The sequence below is a fragment of the Dactylosporangium sp. CA-092794 genome, assembly GCF_050948465.1.
In the GTDB taxonomy this organism is placed as follows: domain Bacteria; phylum Actinomycetota; class Actinomycetes; order Mycobacteriales; family Micromonosporaceae; genus Dactylosporangium.
This window is the reverse complement of the sequence record NZ_CP192044.1, coordinates 6,374,273-6,391,612: the sequence shown is the minus strand read 5'-3', so window position 1 is coordinate 6,391,612 and position 17,340 is coordinate 6,374,273. Positions and strand designations below refer to the sequence as shown.

Here is a 17,340-nt window from a genome sequence, read left to right as displayed (position 1 = left end):
CCGCGGTGCAGGACGACCGGACGGCCATCGTCGGCATGGCGGCGCTGCTGCCCGGCGCGGCCGACCTCGACGGCTACTGGCGCAACCTGGTCGCGGGCAGCGACGCGATCGGCGAGGTACCACCGAACCGGCTGGATCCGCAGTTCTACGACCCGGCGCAGGCGCACCGCCCGGACCGGCTGTACTGCCGGCGCGGCGGGTTCGTGGACGAGCTCGCCACGTTCGACCCGCTGCGGTTCGGCGTCATGCCCGCCTCGATCGCCGACATCGAGCCGGACCAGCTCATCGCGCTGCAGGTCGCGGCGGCCGCGATCGACGACGCGGGTGGCCCGGACCGGCTGCCCGCGGGCGACCGGGTCGGCGTGATCCTCGGCCGGGGCGGCTTCCTCACCCCCGGCCAGGTCCGCTACAACGAGCGGGTCCGGCTGTCCAGCCAGGTGGTCCAGGTGCTCCGTGAGCTGATGCCGGACCTGCCGGAACGCCGGATCGAGGCGGTACGGCAGCGCTTCGACGAGCGGCTCGGCAAGCACCAGCCGGAGGGCGTGATCGGCGTGGTGCCGAACCTGGCCGCCTCCCGGGTGGCCAACCGGCTGAACCTGCGCGGCCCCGCCTACACGCTGGACGCCGCCTGTGCCTCGTCGCTCGTCGCGGTGGACCAGGCGATCGCCGAGCTGCACCGGGGCCGGCTCGACACGGTGCTCGCCGGCGGCGTCCACCACGTGCACGACGTCGGCCTGTGGTCGGTCTTCAGCCAGCTCGGCGCGCTGTCCCGGCGGGGCGAGATCCGGCCGTTCGACCGCGCGGCGGACGGGCTGCTCATCGGCGAGGGCACCGGCGTCGTCGTGCTCAAACGGCTCGCCGACGCCGTGCGCGACGGGGACCGGATCTACGCGGTGATCCGGGGCAGCGGGGTGTCCAGCGACGGGCGCGCCACCAGCATGATGAACCCGGCCACCGCCGGGCAGGTGCTCGCCATCCGCCGGGCCTGGGCGGCCGCCGGCCTCGACCCGGCCGCGCCGGACGCGGTGGGTCTGCTCGAGGCGCACGGTACCGCGACGCCGTCCGGCGACGCCGCCGAGCTCGACACCATCGCCGAGGTGTTCGGCCCGCCCGGCGCCGGCCCGAGGCCGGTGCTCGGCTCGGTCAAGTCGATGATCGGCCACGCCATGCCCGCGGCCGGCATCGCCGGGCTGATCAAGGCCGCCCTGGCGGTGTTCAACGGCGTGCTGCTGCCCACCCTGCACTGCGACGATCCGCACCCGGAGCTGGCGCGCACCCGGTTCGCGCCGATCGGGTCGGCCCGGCCCTGGCAGAGCGACGGGCCGCGCCGGGCGGCCGTCAGCGCCTTCGGGTTCGGCGGCATCAACGCCCACGTCGTCCTCGAGGAGGCGCCGGAGGCGTTCGCGGCCCGCGCCGGCACGACCGGGCCCGCGCCCGTGCGGGCCGTGGCCGAGGGGGTCGCGGCCGCGGCCGGCGTCGACGAGCCGGACGAGGTGCTGTGGCTCGCCGCGGCCGACCCGGCCGCGCTGGCCCGCCTGCTCGACACCGACGACAGCGCCGTGCGCGCCCTCGGCACCGCCCGGGCCCGCCGGGCCGGACCGGCCGGGGACGAGCGCTGCCGGCTCGGTATCGTCGGCCCCGACGCGAAGCGCCTCGCGACCGCGCGGCTCGCCGTGGCCCGGGGGCAGGCCTGGCGCGGCGCCCGCGACATCTGGTTCAGCCCCGAGCCGCTGCTCGCCGGCGACGAGCCCGGGCGGCTCGCGTTCGTGTTCCCCGGGCCGGAGGCGGAGTTCGGCCCGCGTACCGCCGACGTCGCGGCCCGCCTCGGCCTGCCCGACCGGCGGTGGTCCGCCGCCGACCTGGGCCAGCACAGCGCCGGCCTGGTCGAGCTCGGCCGGCTGCTCGACAACGCCCTGCACCGCATCGGGATCACCCCGGACCTGGTCGCCGGCTACAGCATCGGCGAGTGGACCGCCGGGGTGACGAGCGGTCAGGTCAGCATCGACTCGATCGACGAGGTGGTCGCCGCGCTCGACCCGGCCGCGCTCGAGGTCCCCGGCCGCGCGTTCGCCGTCCTCGGCTGCGCGGCGGGTCAGGCCGAGCCGCGGCTCGCGGAGTACCCGGGCGTCGTGCTGTCCCACGACAACGCGCCCGCGCAGTGCATCGTCAACGGTCCGGAAGGCGAGATCGACCGGCTCATCGAGGCGCTGCGCGGCGAGGGCCTGGTCTGCCAGCGGCTGCCGTTCCGGTCCGCCTTCCACACCCCGCTGTTCGCCGCGGGCCTCGAGTCGATCGGTGCCGCCCTGCGTCGCTGGCAGGTCCAGCCGCCCCGGGTACCCGTCTGGTCGGCCACCCTGCAGGCGCCGTTCCCGGCCGACCCGGCCCTCGTGCGGGAGCTCACCATGCGGCACATGCTCGAGCCGGTCCGGTTCCGCGAGACCGTCGAGGCCATGTACGACGCCGGGTTCCGGGTGTTCCTGCAGCTCGGCGTCGGGCAGCTGGCCTCGGTCATCGACGACAACCTGCGCGGCCGGGCCCACCTCGCCGTACCGGTCAACGTCGCGCACCGCACCGGCCTGAACCAGCTGCGCCGGGTCGCCACCGCCCTGTGGGCCGAGGGCGCCGCGCCGGACCTGAGCGCCCTCGACGCCGGCGGCGCCGGCCGGCCGCCCCGCCGCGGGCCGATCGTGCGGCTCGACCTCGGCGCACCGCTGCTCCGCCTCGGTGCGGGCGCCGGCGACCTGCTCGGCCGGACCGCGCCCGCGCCCACACCGACGCCCGCGCCGATCGGCGACGGGGGCGGCGGGACGGCCGTCATGGCACCGCCGGCCGCCGTGGCGACGCACACCGCCGTGCCGGCGCCGAGATCGCCGGCCCTGGCCGCGCTGCGCAAGCTCGCCGGGGAGTCCAGCGCCGCCGCCGAGCTCGCCTCGCTGCTGGACGGCGCGGCGGACGGGCCGGCGCACCGCAGCGTCCTGCGGGTCTCCGTCGACGCGATGCCGTACCTGCGCGATCACTGCTTCTTCGCCCAGCCCGACGACTGGCCCGAGGTCGAGGACCGCTTTCCCGTGGTGCCCGCCACCACCGTCCTGCAGCACATGATCGACGCCGCCCAGCGGGCCGCGCCGGGCGCACGGGTGGTCGCCGTGCGCGACGCCCGCTTCAACCGCTGGTGCGTCGCCGCCCCGGCGCAGGACGTCGAGATCGCCGTCGAGCCCGCCGGGCCGGGCCGGCTGTCGGTGACCTTCGGCGAGTTCGCCCGGGCCACGGCCGAGGTGGCGGCGGGCTACCCGGCCGAGGCGCCCGAGGTCTGGCGGCCCGACCCGGCCACGGAGCGGCCGCCGCAGATCAGCGCCGAGCGGATGTACGCCGAGCGCTTCCTGTTCCACGGCCCGGCGTTCCAGGGCCTGACCGAGGTCACCGCCATCGGCGACCGGCACGTGCGCGGGGTGCTGACCGCCGGGGACCCGCCCGGCGCGCTGCTGGACAACGGGTCGCAGCTCATGGGCGACTGGCTCTTCACGACGCAGCCGTTCGGGGCGCTGCCGGTGGGGATCGGGCACGCCCGGTTCTTCGGGCCCGCGCCCGCCCCGGGCACGCGCGTCGGCTGCGTCGTGCGGATCCGGTCGGTCGACGCCGCGCGGCTCGTCTTCGACACCCAGCTCGCCGTCGACGGCCGGGTCTGGGCACAGCTGGAGGGGTGCCTCCACCGGCAGTTCGCCAGCCACCCGGCGATCCGCCCGGCCGAGCGCTTCCCCGGCCGCCACGCGATGTCGCAGCGCCGGCCGGAGGGGTGGACCGTGGCGTACGACCGCTGGACCGACCCGGTCACCCGCGGCCTGGCCGCCCGCGGCGTGCTCGGCGCCGGCGGCGTGGCCGGCTACGAGCGGCAGCCGCTCGCCGCGCGCAGGCAGTGGCTGCTGGGCCGGATCGCGGTCAAGGACGCCGTGCGCTTCCGGCTGTGGGACGACGGCCACACCGACGTGTACCCGATCGAGCTGACCGTCGGCAACGACCCGAACGGGCGGCCCCGGGTGTACCCGCGCGGGGGCCGCGGCTACCGGGACTGTGACGTGTCGCTCGCCCACACCGCCGAGGTCGCGGTCGCGATCGCCAGGCCCCGCCCGCCCGGCACACCGCCGGACGCCCCCGGCGTCGGCATCGACGTCGCCGAGGTCACCGACCACCGGGACAGCACGATCGCGTACGCGCTGGGCGACGCCGAACGGCGGCTGCTCGACGCGGCGGCGGCCGGCGCGGACCGCCGCGTCTGGTTCGCCCGCTTCTGGGCCGCGAAGGAGGCCGCCGCCAAGGCGGAGGGCACGGGCCTGGACGGCCACCCCCGGCGGTTCGCGGTGGTGGCGGCCGGCGCGGACACGCTGACGGTGGCCGTGGCCGGCCGGACCTACCTGGTCGCCCACCGAGAGATCGCCAACCCCGAGGGCCTGCCGCCGCGGCGCTACGTCGTGGGCTGGACCTGGGGACCGGAGCACGAACCACGAGAAGGGACATCCGATGCCAGCTGACGAAGCCGCGATCCTCACCGAGGTCGCCCAGATCTTGTACGCCATCCGCGACGACTCCGGAGTCGGCGGCGAGATCACGATGTCGACCACGTTCGCCGACGACCTGGAGCTGGAGAGCATCGACGTGGTCTCGCTCGCCGGGCGCCTGCAGGTCCGCTACGGCGACGCGGTCAACTTCGCCCAGTTCATCGCCGGCCTCGACCTGGAGGCGGTCCGCGAGCTCAGCGTCGGCCGGCTGGTCGAGCACATCGCCGCCGCGCTGGACGAGGCCGGCGTGGGCGCCGGCGCCGGCAAGGTGGGCACCCCGGCATGAGCACGGTGGCGGCCAACGGCCTGTCCGTCCACGTGGAGCGGCTCGATCCGCGCCCGGTCCCCGGCGAACCGGCGCCCGGCGGGCCCGGCACCGCCCCGACGGCCGTGCTCATCCACGGCCTGGCCCTGGACACCCTGGCCAGCTGGTACCTCACCATGGCCCACCCGATCGCCGCCGCCGGCTTCCAGGTGATCATGTACGACCTGCGCGGGCACGGGCACACGCAGCGCCCGGCGGAGGGCTACGCGCTGGACGACTTCGTCGACGACCTCGCGGCGCTGCTGGACGCGCTGGACGTCACCGGCCCGGTCCACCTGCTCGGCAACTCGTTCGGCGGCGGGATCGCGTTCGGCTACGCGGCGCGCCACCCCGAGCGGGTCGCCGCCATCGCCGCCGTGGAGTCCACGCCGCCCACCGCGGCGTGGCTCGCCCGGGTGCCCCGGTGGGTGGGCCGGGCCGACGCCTTCCTGCCGGGCGACGACGGCCCCCGGGCCCGCAGCATCCGGGAGGTGCTCGGCGCCACCAGCCTCACCCGGGACGTGCCGGCCAGCCGGATCCCGCCGGAGGAGCGGCTCGCCGCGATCCGGTGCCCGGTCCTGTGCGTGTTCGGCGACGCCTCGGGCGCCGTGGAGCTGGCCCCGGACGTGCGCCGGGTGCTGCCGCAGGCCCGGATCGTCACGGTACCCGGCGGAAAACACACGCTCCTCGTCGACCGGCCGGCCGCCGTCCGCGACATCGTCATGCCCTGGCTGCGCCAGGGCGCCCTCATCGATCACTAGGACGTGCGATGGACCATGCCATCATCATCAGCCCCGGCCGGTGCGGGTCGACGCTGCTGTCGGACCTGCTCGCCCAGCACTCCGGCACCCTGTCGGCCCAGGAGTTCTTCATGTGGGTGCCCTGGCCCGCCGGCGGCGAGGCGCTCACCGGACCGGACTACTGGTCGCTGCTGAGCCGCCCCCACGTCCAGCTCGCCACGCTCTTCCGGCTCGGGCTCGCGCCGTCGGAGGTGCGCTACCCGGCCGGCGGGCGCTGGGCCGGCGACCTCGCCGGGCTGCCGCTGATCCTCACGACCACGCTGCCGAAGATCTCGGCCGACCCCGACGGCCTCTACGACACGCTCGCCGGGCTGGTGCCCCGGTTCCCGGCGCAGCCGCTGGTGGATCACCACCGGATGTTCCTGGACCGGCTGGCCTCGCTCACCGGCCGGCGGCGGTGGGTCGAGCGGTCCGGCGGCTCCAGCAACATCGCCCCGCACCTGCTGCGGCACTTCCCCGGCGCGGGGATCGTCTACCTGACCCGCAACTGGGCGGACACCGCCGAGTCGATGCGCCGGCACAGCTGCTTCCAGCTCATGCAGCTGCGCGTGGAGTGTGCGGGCCGCTACGGCGTCGACCCGTTCGACGTCGCACCGGGGCAGCGGGTACCGGCCGAGGTCGAACCGTACCTGCCGCACCGGCTGACCGCCGAGACGCTCGCCGAGCGGGGCCGGGACGCCGGGCGGTACCGCGGACTGTGCGCCTTCCTCGCCGGCCAGGCCGAGCAGGCGATCGCCGAGGCGCGGCCGCAGCGGCTGTTGACGATGACGTACGAGGACCTCGTCGACGACCCGCCCGGGCAGCTCGGCCGGCTGGGCCGGTTCCTGGGTCTCGAGGACTGGCCGGAGTGGGCGGACCGGATGGCCGGCTCGGTCGTGGCCCGCCCGGCCGCGCACACGGCGGCGGCGCCGGCATGACGGACTTCGCGGACAAGGTCGCGCTGGTCACCGGCGCGGGCTCGGGGATCGGCGCGGCCTGCGCCGAGCTGCTGGCCGGCCGCGGGGCGCGGGTGCTCGTCGCCGACGTGGACCTGCACGCCGCGACCCGGGTCGCCGAGGCCATCGGCAAGCCGGCCCAGCCGCACCACGCCGACGTGACCGACCCGCACGCGTGCGAGGCGATGGTCGCCACGGCGGTGGAGACGTTCGGCCGGCTCGACGTCGCGGTGAACAACGCCGGCATCGGCGGGCCGCGGGCGCTCACCGGCGAATACCCCCTCGACGGCTGGGCGGCCGTGATCGCGGTCAACCTCAGCGGGGTGTTCTACTCGCTGCGGGCGGAGATCCCGGCCATGCTGGCCAACGGTGGCGGGTCGATCGTCAACATGGCGTCGGTCATGGGCTCGGTCGGGTTCCCGCGGCAGGTGGCCTACGTGTCGGCCAAGCACGGCGTCGTCGGGATGACCAAGACCGCCGCCCTCGAGTACGCCAAGCACGGCATCCGGATCAACAGCGTCGGCCCCGGCTTCGTGCAGAGCCCGATGCTGTCCCCGGCGGGCGCGGCCGGCGCGGCCTTCCTGCACCCGACGTGCCGGCTGGGCCGCCCGGAGGAGGTCGCGGAGCTGGTCGCGTTCCTCGCCTCGGACCGCGCCTCCAACACGACCGGGTCGTACTTCGCCACCGACGGCGGCTACACCGCGCAGTGACCCTCCCGGCCCGGTGGTGTCCGCCCGTAGCAGCCGGCCACGGCGTGAAAGGCCTGCTTCGGCTCCCAGGGCAGATCCGGATAGGTGGTGCCGTGGCCGCGGGCGTAGGTCTTGACCAGGCTCAGCGCGCCCATGTCCAGGTCGTAGCGGGGGTCCGGATCGTGGGTGGACAGCGGCTCGACGAAGGTGCAGACGAAGGCGCCGTCGACGCCGGCGGCGTCGAGGATCGTCAGGTCTTCGACGATGCGCCGCGCCTGGAGCGCCTCGTCCCGCACGTGGCGACCCTTGATCCGCGGGCGGACGAGCCGCCCCACGAGCGGGACGAGGTGGAGCAGCGACGTCGCCGGGTCGGTGATGCCGGTGCCCAGGTTGCCGTCGCGGTCGGCGCCCTCGTAGGTGCGCATGCCGAACTCGGTGACGACGACCGGCTTGCCGCGGGCCAGCAGGGGCCGGAGCCGGTCCACGTAGCCGGCCTCGTTACGGGCCTCCCGGTAGTGGTCGACGCCCACGATGTCGAACAGGTCCCAGTCCACGGGCTCGAAGGGCAGCGCGGCGTAGGTGATCGGGCCGCCGAACACGCGCCGGGCGTCGCGGGCGGCGTGGGCCAGGAACTCCCGCAGCGGCGCGACGTGGCGGCCCGCCCGGAGCTCGGGGCGCAGGTTCGCCAACCGCCGCTGGAACGTGCGGCCCGGGATGATGCCGCGCATGAACAGCGTCGCCTCCGTGGCCACGCTGAACACCACCTGTTCGGGCCGGCCGCGACGCAACCGCTCCGCCACCTCGGCCGCCGCCGCGATGTGCGACAGGGTGGCGGCGGGGCCGCGGTCCCACAGCTCGGGCGAGAACCAGACCTCCAGGCCCAGCGCCAGCGCCTCCTCGGCGGCGAAGGTGAGCCGGTCGAGGTCGCGGCCGCAGATCTTGACGGCGGTGCAGTGCAGGTCGTCCCGGATGATCCGCAGCTCGCGGCGTACCACCGCGGGATCGAAAACGGGACGCCAGTTGACCCAGAGCACCCGGCCCGCGTCGTAGAGCACACCCTTGCGTCTCACCGCCGCGGCCGCTCGGCGCCGGCCTCGACCATCTTCTGGATCGCCTGACGCGTCACGCCCAGCTCCCGCGCGATGTCGGCCTGCGAGAGCCCCTCGGCCAGCAGGGCCTCGATCAGCCGCCGCCGCTCGCGGGCCAGTTCCCGCGCGATGCGGGCGTGCTCGATGGCCGCGGCCCGCACCTCCTTCAGCCGGCCGATGAGGTCCGCCCGCGCCTGAGCTGCACCATGTTCGCCCACCCAGCCACAATGACAACCTCTGGTTGTCGTTGTCAACCCCTGGTTGTCGCGCGGCCTGCGGCCGTCACCCCGGGTCGCGCGCCGTGACCTCGGCGGCGGGCGACTTCCGGCTCGCGTACCAGGTCGCGAGCAGGCGCAGCGCCTCCGCGGAGGGGGAACCGGGCTCGGCGTTGTAGATTTTCAGCGCCAGTCCCGGCTCGGCGGCGACATCGAAGGATTCGTACCTAAGGGTGAGCTCGCCGACCTCCGGGTGCAGGTAGCGGATGACGCCGTTGGTGTGCCGGTGCACGTTGTGCGAGGCCCAGCGGCGCCGGAACTCGTCGCTGCGGGTCGCCAGCTCGCCGACCAGGTCGGTCAGGCCCCGGTCGTGCGGGTCATGGCCGGCCGCGACGCGCAGCATGGACACGAGCTGATCGGCGATGGCGTCCCAGTCGGGCCACGCCGTGGTGTCGGTCGGGCCGGTCGCGTGCAGGAACGCGTACCGGGCCAGATTCGGTACCGCTTCGATCTCGAACATCGGCCAGTACGCGGCGCGGGCGAGGTCGTTGGCGCCGATGATGTCAAGACGCGGGCTGTGCACGATCGCCGGCGCCTCCGTCAGCGAGTCCAGCATGTGCTGCACCGCCGGCCGGAGCCGGGTCGTGGCCGTGGCTCGCGGCGCCCGCCGTCCGGTGGCGCGGACCAGGGCGGCCAGGTGGGCGCGTTCGGCGTCGTCGAGCTTGAGGGCGCGGGAGATCGCGTCCAGCACGCTGTCGGACACGCCGGTGGCGTCGCCGCGCTCCAGCCGGATGTAGTAGCTGATGCTCACCCCGGCCAGCGACGCCAGTTCCTCGCGGCGCAGCCCCGGCACCCGGCGGCTACTGCCACCGGCGGGCAGGCCCGCCTCGGCCGGGCTGATCCGGGCCCGCCGGGAGGTCAGGAACTCGCGGATCTCCACTCTGCTGTCCACGGCGTCCACCGTACGACTACCAGTGATCGTTATGGGAGTCATTGCCGGTGACCCCCTCAGCGCGGACTCCCGCAACCGGCCGGACGGTGGTCGCCTTGATCGCGGCCGGATCACCGCCGGCGAACGCACCCGTCAAGGAGCAAGGACCGCATGAAGGCAGCACTGATGTACGGCGCGGGCGACGTCCGGGTCGAGACGGTCCCGGACCCGGGCATCCAGGAGCCCACCGACGCCGTCGTCCGCGTCACCCGCTCGTGCGTGTGCGGCAGCGACCTGCACCCGTATCACGGCCTGCCGGCGCTGGAACGGGGCATACAGGTGGGCCATGAGTTCGTCGGCGTCGTCGAGGACACCGGCCCCGCCGTCTCCACGGTCAAGCGCGGCGACCTCGTCGTCGGCACCTTCACCTGGCAGGACAACACCTGCGAGCTCTGCCGCGCCGGGGTACACGCGTCCTGCCCTCACGGCGGGCTGTTCAGCGCCTCCCAGGCCGAGGCGCTTCGGGTACCCCAGGCCGACGGGACCCTCGTCGTTCTGCCCGTCGCAGAGGACTCCGCCCTGCTGCCCTCGCTGCTGACCCTCTCCGACGTCTACGGCACCGGCCACCACGCCGCCGTCCGCGCCCACGTCACCGGGGGTGATGTCGTCGCCGTCATCGGCGACGGCGCGGTAGGACTCCTGGGGGTGCTCTCCGCCAAGCGCCTCGGTGCCGAGCGGATCATCCTCATGGGCCACCATCCGGACCGCACCGACCTCGGCCGCGATTTCGGCGCGACCGACATCGTGGCCGAACGCGGCGAGGAAGGTATCGCCGCGGTCATGGATCTCACCGGCGGCGGCGTCAGCAAGGTGCTGGAGGCGGTCGGGCACCGCGCCGCCTACGACCAGGCCGTCGGCATCGTCCGGCCCGGCGGCGTCATCAGCCGCGTCGGTGTGCCGCAGTACGAGGAAGCCCCCATCGGCCTCGGCAGCCTCTTCCTCCGCCACATCACCCTCACCGGCGGCCCCGCACCGGTCCGCGCCTACATCGACGAGCTGCTCCCCACGATCCTCGACGGCACGGTCCATCCCGGACGCGTATTCGACCAGACCGTCACCCTCGAGCGGATCGCCGACGGCTATCGCGACATGAGCGCCCGCAAGGCGCTGAAGACCCTTGTTGCCAACTGACACTTCTACCGAGGACCACACCATGACGCAGTTCGACATCCAGGCCGTGACACCGAAGATCCGCAGGGTCACCTTCGCCAACCCGCCCGTGAACGTCGTCGGTGCCGACACCGTCGCCGAGCTGTCCGAGGTCGTCGACGAGCTGGGCCGCGACGAGCAGATTCAGGTCGTCATCTTCGACAGTGCCACCCCGGGGTACTTCTTCAACCACGCCGACCTCAACCAGTTCGCCGAACTCCTCACCCAGACCGCCGCCGACTCCACCCCGCTGTTCATCGACCTGACCCAGCGCCTGACCCACGCCCCGTTCATCACCATCGCCGCCATCCGCGGCCGCACCAGGGGCGGCGGCGACGAGCTCACGCTCGCCTTCGACCTGCGCTACGCCAGCCGCGAGCACGCGATCTTCTGCCAGCCCGAGGTCGCCACCGGCGTCCTCCCCGGCGGAGGCGGCGCCGATCGGCTGTCCCTGCTGCTCGGCCGCGACCGCGCGCTGGAGGCGATCCTCACCAGCCACGACTTCGACGCCGACCGCGCCGAGCGCTACGGCTGGGTGACCCGGGCCATCCCCGACGCCGACCTCGACGAGTTCGTCGACGACACGGCCGCGCGCATTGCCGCGTTCGACAAGGCCGCCGTCCTGGGCGCCAAAGCGCTGATCAACCGGGCGACCCTGCCGCCGGAGGCGCACCTGCGGGCCTCGTGGGCCGCGTTCACCACCTCGGTCACCTGGCCCGGCTTCCAGGCCCGCGGGCCGCAGTTCGCCAAGCTCTTCGCCGAGGTCGGCGTCGAGGAGGTCGAGCGGAACCTGGGCCACTACCTCGGCGCCGCGACCTGACGTCTCCGCTGGTTGATGTCAGACGGCCGCCGGCGGCCGCCGCAGGCTGGGCGTCGGCGGCCACCGGCGCGGCACAAGCGATCATCGACGCCGACCCGGGGGCGGCGCGGCGGACCGGGGCGGACGCTCCTCGGGCGCAGCCGCCGATCGGCGCGAGCCGGGCCGGACGTATGTCTCCGTGATCATGATGCCCGCGGTGGCCGCACCACGGGTTTGCCATGATCCCGGAACCTTTCGGTACACAGGGGTACATCAGCGCTCCACGATCATGAAAAACCGTTGGTGCCGACGCCGGGTCACGCATGATCACGGAGACTTCCGGTCCCTGCCCCTTTCCCGGCGGTCGCCTCCGCGCACGTGACCGTCAACCCCCGACACCGAGTCCGACGACCCCGCCCGGCTGACGCTCGGCGGCCCTCCCTCGCGGAAGGGCCGCCGAGCACACGGGCGCGGGGCGCTAGGCCACCGTTCGGCCGGGCTCCGTGGTTGATCGCTGACCGCTCGGGGAGCGCGGGATGCCGTGGAGGGCGATGAAGAGCTGGGCTCGGACGTGATCCAGCTGGGCGAGGGCGGCGGTCAGCAGCTCCGTCCGGTCGGCAAGTCCCGCCTCGGGCCGGTGGACGGTCTCGCGGTCGCCACGCAGGATCCTGGAGTGCCGCGTTTGCAGCAGCGGACCTGGCTCCAGCCCATAGTCGGCGACCAGGCGTTCGCGGGTGAACCGGAACAGGTCCAGTGCCGCGGTCACCTGTCCGCACGCCGCCAGAGCCTCCATCAGCAGCCCGACCAGTTCCTCTCGATACGGGTTTGCCTGCACGGCCGAGGTGAGCTCCGCGATGACGGCTCGGTGCCGGCCGAGCCGGAGCTCGATGGCGGCGCACTCCTCGATCACCGCGAGGCGCAGCTCCGAGAGCCGAACCGCCAGCGGATGGAACGGACCGAGGTCCACGCCCTCGAGAACGTCGCCCCGCCAGAGGCGCAGACCGAGCCGGAACGCGTCCACGGCCTCCTCCACCCGCCGTTCGGCGACGAGCCGGCGTGCGGTCCTCACGGTGTGGTCGAAGAGCGAGGCGTCGAGGTCTTCGCACGGCACCCGAATCACATAGCCCGCCTGTGTCCGGTCCACGCCGGTGGAGTCCAGTCGGTGGCGCAGGCTCCGATTCAACGCGGCAGCACAGTTTTGGAGCTGTTGTCGCGCGGTGGCCGGCGGCCGCTCATTCCACAGCATCTCGATCAGCTTGCCGGTTGGGACGGGCCGGTTCGCACTGAGGAGCAGGGCACAGAGAATCCGGCCCTCCCGGCGCGTGGCGGACAAACCGAAAGGGGTCTCATCATCGATCGACAATGACCCGAGGATACGCAGTCGCATCAGGCCTCCCCGTGAAGTGCGATCGCGCCGCCAACTCGCCATAGATGGCTTGCCGTACTGTTCGCGGACCCGATGTCATTTGCCTTGCATACCGATTGCGGGAGCGCATGGACGCTGGTCAAAATGACGGGTGTGATCGAAGGAGCCGCAGCTGATCAGCCGGTGTTACGGCTGCTCGGCCCACTCCGGCTGGATCTTTCCGCGCGTCCGGTCGATCTCGGATCGGGCAAACAGGCCTGCTTGCTGGCCTGTCTACTGCTGACCCCGCGCCGTTCGGTCCCCGTCGACACATTGATCGAGCGCGTCTGGGGCGACCGACCGCCCCAGAAGGTTGGCAACGTGCTGGCCACGCACGTCACCCGGTTACGTCAGCTCCTGCGCGGAGCCGGTTGCCCACCGACAATGCTGGAGTTCCGGCACGCTTCGGGCGGGTACCTCGCCGACTGTGATCCGCTGCTGGTCGACCTGCATCACGCGCGTAAGTTGGTCATCGAGTCGAAGGTCTCCGCCGACCCGCGACAAACGGCCGACCTGCTCGACCGCGCCTTGGCCAACTGGGAACCGGTCGCGTTGGCCGGCATTTCGGGCGATTGGGTCGGGCGCATCCGCGACAGCCTCCGACAGGAACGGTTGACGGTCGTCACCAGCTGGGCCGAGGCGAGGCTGCGACTGAACCACGCCGAGCAAGTTGTCCAGGAACTTCGGCCGTTGTTTGTCCAGCACCCGACCTCCGAGGAACTGGCCGCCCCACTCATGACCGCCCTGAGCGGCGTCGGGTACGCGGCTCAGGCCCTGGACGTCTACGCCGCACTCCGCCGGGCACTGTCCGACAGTCTCGGGACGCAACCCTCCCCGCGCCTGCAGGAGGTTCACCTCAGGATTCTGCGCGGTCAACCGCCGCTCGCCCCAGCGCTGCCGACACACCCTGGCGCGGCACAGCCACCGCTGGATGTGCGCGGGTTCACCAGCGATGGCGAACAACTCGCCTACCAGGTGAGCGACGCCGGTCGGCGCGGCTCCGACGACGAATCCGGCCGCGGTCAGACCCCGAGCGCCGTGGTGACGTTGGAGGTCAAAGGGCCGGTGGAGAAGTCGCCGGCTGCCCGAGCGCGTGGCCGGAACCTTGGCCACCGTCGCATGCTCGTCGGCGTCATTGCCGTTGTGCTGGTGGCGAGCTCGGCCGCATTGGTGCTGACTCGGCTGTCGCCCGGTTCCAGGGCAACCATCTGCCCGTGGCAGTACATCGTCACCGACGGCATTCCCACGCCAGTGATCATCTTTGACAAGCCCGGCGGGGACGGGATTCGTAAAGGCACCTATGCGCCGGGCCAGGTCTTCTGGGCACCCGACCCGCCGCGGGCCCGTGAACGTCGGATGGAGACGATCGACGGTTGGATCAACCAGGGCGACTGGATCCAACGCTATCCGCAAGCCTGCCACGCGTGGTGATCTGTGCACCAAGGACCGGACATTCGCGGCTGGTGAACCGGCGCGGCGCGTAGACGACCACGGCGCCGCCGCCCGAGCCGGTCGCACACGACCGCCCGGTCCGCTGGTCGGTATCGAAGCCGGGTTCGGAGAGCGTCGCCGCGGGGTGCCAGTGGTACCCGGTCGACCGCGACAGCGCCCACGACGTGGACGCCGGCGGTGGTGACGACGCGGGTTTTGTGCGCTGCGCCAGCCGGGCGGCACCTTCGATGGCCGCACGATGCCCGATGGATGCAGCGCCGATGGCGGCCCGCCCGAACATGGATCGGCCGGCGCCCGAGCGGATCACTCCGCGACCTCATCGTCAGACATCGCAGCGAGCAGAAAGCAGGGCTTCCATGAGACGTCGAGGCGTCTTCGCGTTCATCACAGCGGCCGCGGCAACCACCGCCGTCGCGTTGCTCCCGGCCGGCACCGCGCACTCGGCCACCGTCGATGCGAATTGTGGCTTCCAGAACGGCCATTGCATCTACTGGGGGCAGTCCTACAGCGGATCATTCGCGAACATCAGTGGCGACGTGCCGGACTATCCCGTCAGCGGCAGCACGAGCCTCACGTACAAGAGCTCCGGCACCGGCCAGGGTGAGCGCATCGGCAACAACAACGGCTCGCACCGCAACTACGAGGTCTTCTGCCGGATCCGGATCTGGTACAACCCCAACTACTCCGGCCCCAACCTGGTACTGGCCCAGTACGGCGAGCCGGGCTGGCAGCTGGCCGGTTCACAGCTCGGCACCCTGCTGAACAACATCAGATCCTCGGACACCGAGATCTGCTACGCCGACTGAGCCCGCCCGCGACACCGGGCGCGCCGCCGTGGCCGGCGCCGGCCGTCGGCGCGCCCGTGCACGGGACCGCATCCGGTGAACGTTCATCCGAGGGAGTCGCGATGCCTGCTGTTGCCCGCCGCCGGCCCGTCCGCGGGGCCGTCGTGCCGGCCGTCCTGATCGTCGCGGCGGTGGCCGGATGCTCGTCCGCCGCCGGTCGCGGGGATGGGCCGCCGGCCGTGGACCGGCTCATCCCGGTGAGCGCCCCGTCCGTCTCCGTGCCGCCCGCACCGCCCACGCCCGGCACCGGGCCGGACCTCGTGCTGCCGACCGAGACGTACCGCCCGACCGCGGCCCAGCGCAACCTCATCGCGGACGCGGTCCAGCTACGGATCGCGGAGTGCATGCACGGGTTCGGCCTCACCTGGACCGTCCGGGCCGTCCACGTGCCGGACTCGAACCGGGTCGACCGGCTCTACGGTGTGTCCGACCCGGCCACCGCGCAGCGGTACGGCTACCACCTGCCGCCGGCCGACGCCCGCACGGCGGGCGAGCCGCTGCCCGGCGCCTCCCTGTCGCCGTCCGAGCGGCTGGTACTCAGCGGCAGCGCCACCGGGGAGTCGACCGACGGCCTCCCGGGCCGGTACCGGGGACGGCCGATCCCGGACGGCGGGTGCACCGCGCAGGCCCGCCGCGAGACGATCGGCGCGGACGACATCGACCCTACGCACGTGGCCGACGCCATCACGGTCGGCATGTGGGAGAAGTCGCGGACCGACCCGCGCGTGGCGGCGGTGATCGAGGCATGGGCGCAGTGCATGCGGCAGGAGGGCTACCGGTACCCCTCGCCGCTCGACGCCGGCAACGACCACCCCGCGTGGCTGCGGTCGGCGGCCCCGGGACCCGAGGAGATCCGCACGGCCGTCGCCGACGTGGCCTGCAAGCAGCGGACCAATCTGGTCGGCACCTGGTTCGCCGTCGAGTCCGGCTACGAGCTTGAGGCGATCCGGCTCCACCAGGAGCAGCTTGACGCGATCCGCCGGCAGTGGCAGGAGGCCGCGGCCCGGGCCGCGCGGGTGGTCGATCCCGACCATGGTCAGGCGGCTCCGTGAAGCGGGTACCTCGGCTGGTGCGCGTCGCGGGCTTCATCGGCCCGGCGACCCCCGCGCGGGTCGAACGCGCCCCTCGGCGGGTAGCGACGGTGGGCGGGCGGACCGGTCGCGGCCGAGTTCATGGCCATCGCGCTGCAACGTTTTTGAAATCTGTTGTTGACAGCTCGTGTGACGGGGGGCACAGTCGTTTGCAACATTATTAGAAAACGTCGCAGCGACGGGGTGGGCGGCGCAGGGCCGAAGGGCGAACCATGTCATCCGTGATTGTCAATGGATCCGAGCTCCACTACGACGACATCCCGGCCCGCCAGGCCGGCGGCAGCCCGACGACGATCGTGTGGCTGCACGGCTTCCTGTTCACCGCCGAACTGTTCCGCACGGTCATCGACGGTCTCCCCGCGTACCGCCACATCGCGATCGACTCGCGCGGCCACGGGCGGTCGGCCGGCGTCACCACCGACCCGACCGTCTCGCAGATGGCCGACGACGCCTGGGCGATCCTGCAGCACCTCGGCGTCGACCGGTTCGTCGTGGTCGGCCACTCCCTCGGCAACGCCGTCGGGATGCGGCTGGTCTCCCGGCACCCGGATTCGGTCGTCGCCGCCGTGAGCCTTGCCGGCGTGCCGATCGCCGGCCTGCTCGAGAACACGCGCGAGGGCAACCTGGCACTCCCGGCGCTGCAGGGAGACGAGGAGGCCATGGCCGCCATGCTCGCCGCGCTCTTCGTGCACGAGAGCGTCGAGGCGATCGTGAAGAAGGGCGCCGCCGCGGCCAGCCTGGTCAGCTCCGAGGTGCTGACCTCGATCAGCCTGACCGAGTTGTACCGCAACGACCGTGACGAGATCCTGCCGGGCCTGACCCAGCCGTGGCTGTTCATCGTTCCCGAGAACGACCTCGCCATCGCCGCGGAGTCCCAGGAGGCGACCGCGCGCCAGATCCCCGGCGCGCGGATCCTGATCCTGCGGGGAGAGGGACACATCTATCCCCAGGAGCGTCCAGACGCCACTGCCGCCTACATCGGCGCCTTCCTCACGTCGGTCGGCGTCTAGCGTTGCCGCAACCC

Annotated in this window: 15 protein-coding genes; 11 read left to right on the top strand and 4 right to left on the bottom strand. The window is 73.2% G+C overall.

Features of this window, described 5'->3' with window-relative positions; genetic code table 11:
• Nucleotides 1–5 precede the first annotated feature (5 nt).
• The 5 genes from ACQPXD_RS27010 to ACQPXD_RS26990 are packed head-to-tail and all read left to right on the top strand — an operon-like array spanning nucleotide 6 to nucleotide 7,302.
• Nucleotides 6–4,526, top strand: a complete 4,521-nt coding sequence (locus ACQPXD_RS27010; RefSeq protein ID WP_432843329.1) for a beta-ketoacyl synthase N-terminal-like domain-containing protein — start codon at nucleotides 6–8, stop codon at nucleotides 4,524–4,526.
• A complete protein-coding gene (locus ACQPXD_RS27005) occupies nucleotides 4,516–4,839 on the top strand; it encodes a hypothetical protein (protein ID WP_432843327.1) in 324 nt (107 codons plus the stop codon). Before ACQPXD_RS27010 ends, ACQPXD_RS27005 begins: the two co-directional genes overlap by 11 nt.
• Nucleotides 4,836–5,618 (top strand): alpha/beta fold hydrolase, encoded by a 783-nt coding sequence (locus tag ACQPXD_RS27000; protein WP_432843325.1) that lies wholly within the window; start codon nucleotides 4,836–4,838, stop codon nucleotides 5,616–5,618. The genes ACQPXD_RS27005 and ACQPXD_RS27000 overlap by 4 nt, the downstream gene beginning before the upstream one ends.
• Nucleotides 5,619–5,626: 8 nt before the next feature.
• Complete coding sequence (locus ACQPXD_RS26995) at nucleotides 5,627–6,574, top strand: sulfotransferase domain-containing protein (protein WP_432843323.1); 948 nt, start codon at nucleotides 5,627–5,629, stop codon at nucleotides 6,572–6,574.
• Complete coding sequence (locus ACQPXD_RS26990; RefSeq protein WP_432843321.1) at nucleotides 6,571–7,302, top strand: SDR family NAD(P)-dependent oxidoreductase; 732 nt, start codon at nucleotides 6,571–6,573, stop codon at nucleotides 7,300–7,302. Before ACQPXD_RS26995 ends, ACQPXD_RS26990 begins: the two co-directional genes overlap by 4 nt.
• Here ACQPXD_RS26990 and ACQPXD_RS26985 read toward each other — a convergent pair.
• The 3 genes from ACQPXD_RS26985 to ACQPXD_RS26975 form a co-directional block, all read right to left on the bottom strand.
• Nucleotides 7,287–8,351, bottom strand: a complete 1,065-nt coding sequence (locus tag ACQPXD_RS26985) for a hypothetical protein (protein WP_432843319.1) — start codon at nucleotides 8,349–8,351, stop codon at nucleotides 7,287–7,289. The genes ACQPXD_RS26990 and ACQPXD_RS26985 overlap by 16 nt on opposite strands.
• Nucleotides 8,348–8,587, bottom strand: coding sequence for a TrfB-related DNA-binding protein (locus ACQPXD_RS26980; RefSeq protein ID WP_432843317.1), 240 nt, complete (start codon nucleotides 8,585–8,587; stop codon nucleotides 8,348–8,350). Before ACQPXD_RS26980 ends, ACQPXD_RS26985 begins: the two co-directional genes overlap by 4 nt.
• A gap of 64 nt (nucleotides 8,588–8,651) precedes the next feature.
• The gene (locus tag ACQPXD_RS26975; RefSeq protein ID WP_432843315.1) at nucleotides 8,652–9,536 is read right to left on the bottom strand and encodes a helix-turn-helix domain-containing protein; all 885 of its coding nucleotides are present in this window, start codon (nucleotides 9,534–9,536) and stop codon (nucleotides 8,652–8,654) included.
• Nucleotides 9,537–9,686: 150 nt separating this feature from the next.
• Here ACQPXD_RS26975 and ACQPXD_RS26970 point away from each other — a divergent pair, with 150 nt between their 5' ends.
• A complete protein-coding gene (locus tag ACQPXD_RS26970) occupies nucleotides 9,687–10,706 on the top strand; it encodes a zinc-binding dehydrogenase (RefSeq protein WP_432843313.1) in 1,020 nt (339 codons plus the stop codon).
• Nucleotides 10,707–10,728: 22 nt separating this feature from the next.
• Nucleotides 10,729–11,544, top strand: coding sequence for an enoyl-CoA hydratase/isomerase family protein (locus ACQPXD_RS26965; protein ID WP_432843311.1), 816 nt, complete (start codon nucleotides 10,729–10,731; stop codon nucleotides 11,542–11,544).
• A 457-nt stretch (nucleotides 11,545–12,001) separates the two neighbouring features.
• Here ACQPXD_RS26965 and ACQPXD_RS26960 read toward each other — a convergent pair whose 3' ends face one another.
• Nucleotides 12,002–12,910 (bottom strand): AfsR/SARP family transcriptional regulator, encoded by a 909-nt coding sequence (locus ACQPXD_RS26960; protein ID WP_432843309.1) that lies wholly within the window; start codon nucleotides 12,908–12,910, stop codon nucleotides 12,002–12,004.
• A gap of 123 nt (nucleotides 12,911–13,033) precedes the next feature.
• Here ACQPXD_RS26960 and ACQPXD_RS26955 point away from each other — a divergent pair, with 123 nt between their 5' ends.
• The 4 genes from ACQPXD_RS26955 (at nucleotide 13,034) to ACQPXD_RS26940 (ending at nucleotide 17,326) form a co-directional block, all read left to right on the top strand.
• Nucleotides 13,034–14,359: an AfsR/SARP family transcriptional regulator gene (locus ACQPXD_RS26955; RefSeq protein WP_432843307.1), complete on the top strand. Its 1,326-nt coding sequence runs from the start codon at nucleotides 13,034–13,036 to the stop codon at nucleotides 14,357–14,359.
• Nucleotides 14,360–14,736: 377 nt separating this feature from the next.
• Entirely contained in the window at nucleotides 14,737–15,186 is a 450-nt protein-coding gene (locus tag ACQPXD_RS26950; RefSeq protein WP_432843305.1) for a hypothetical protein, read from the top strand.
• A 101-nt stretch (nucleotides 15,187–15,287) separates the two neighbouring features.
• Nucleotides 15,288–16,277 carry a hypothetical protein gene (locus tag ACQPXD_RS26945; protein WP_432843303.1) on the top strand — a complete coding sequence of 330 codons (990 nt, stop codon included), beginning with the start codon at nucleotides 15,288–15,290 and terminating at the stop codon, nucleotides 16,275–16,277.
• Nucleotides 16,278–16,537: 260 nt separating this feature from the next.
• Entirely contained in the window at nucleotides 16,538–17,326 is a 789-nt protein-coding gene (locus ACQPXD_RS26940) for an alpha/beta fold hydrolase (protein ID WP_432843301.1), read from the top strand.
• Nucleotides 17,327–17,340 lie beyond the last annotated feature (14 nt).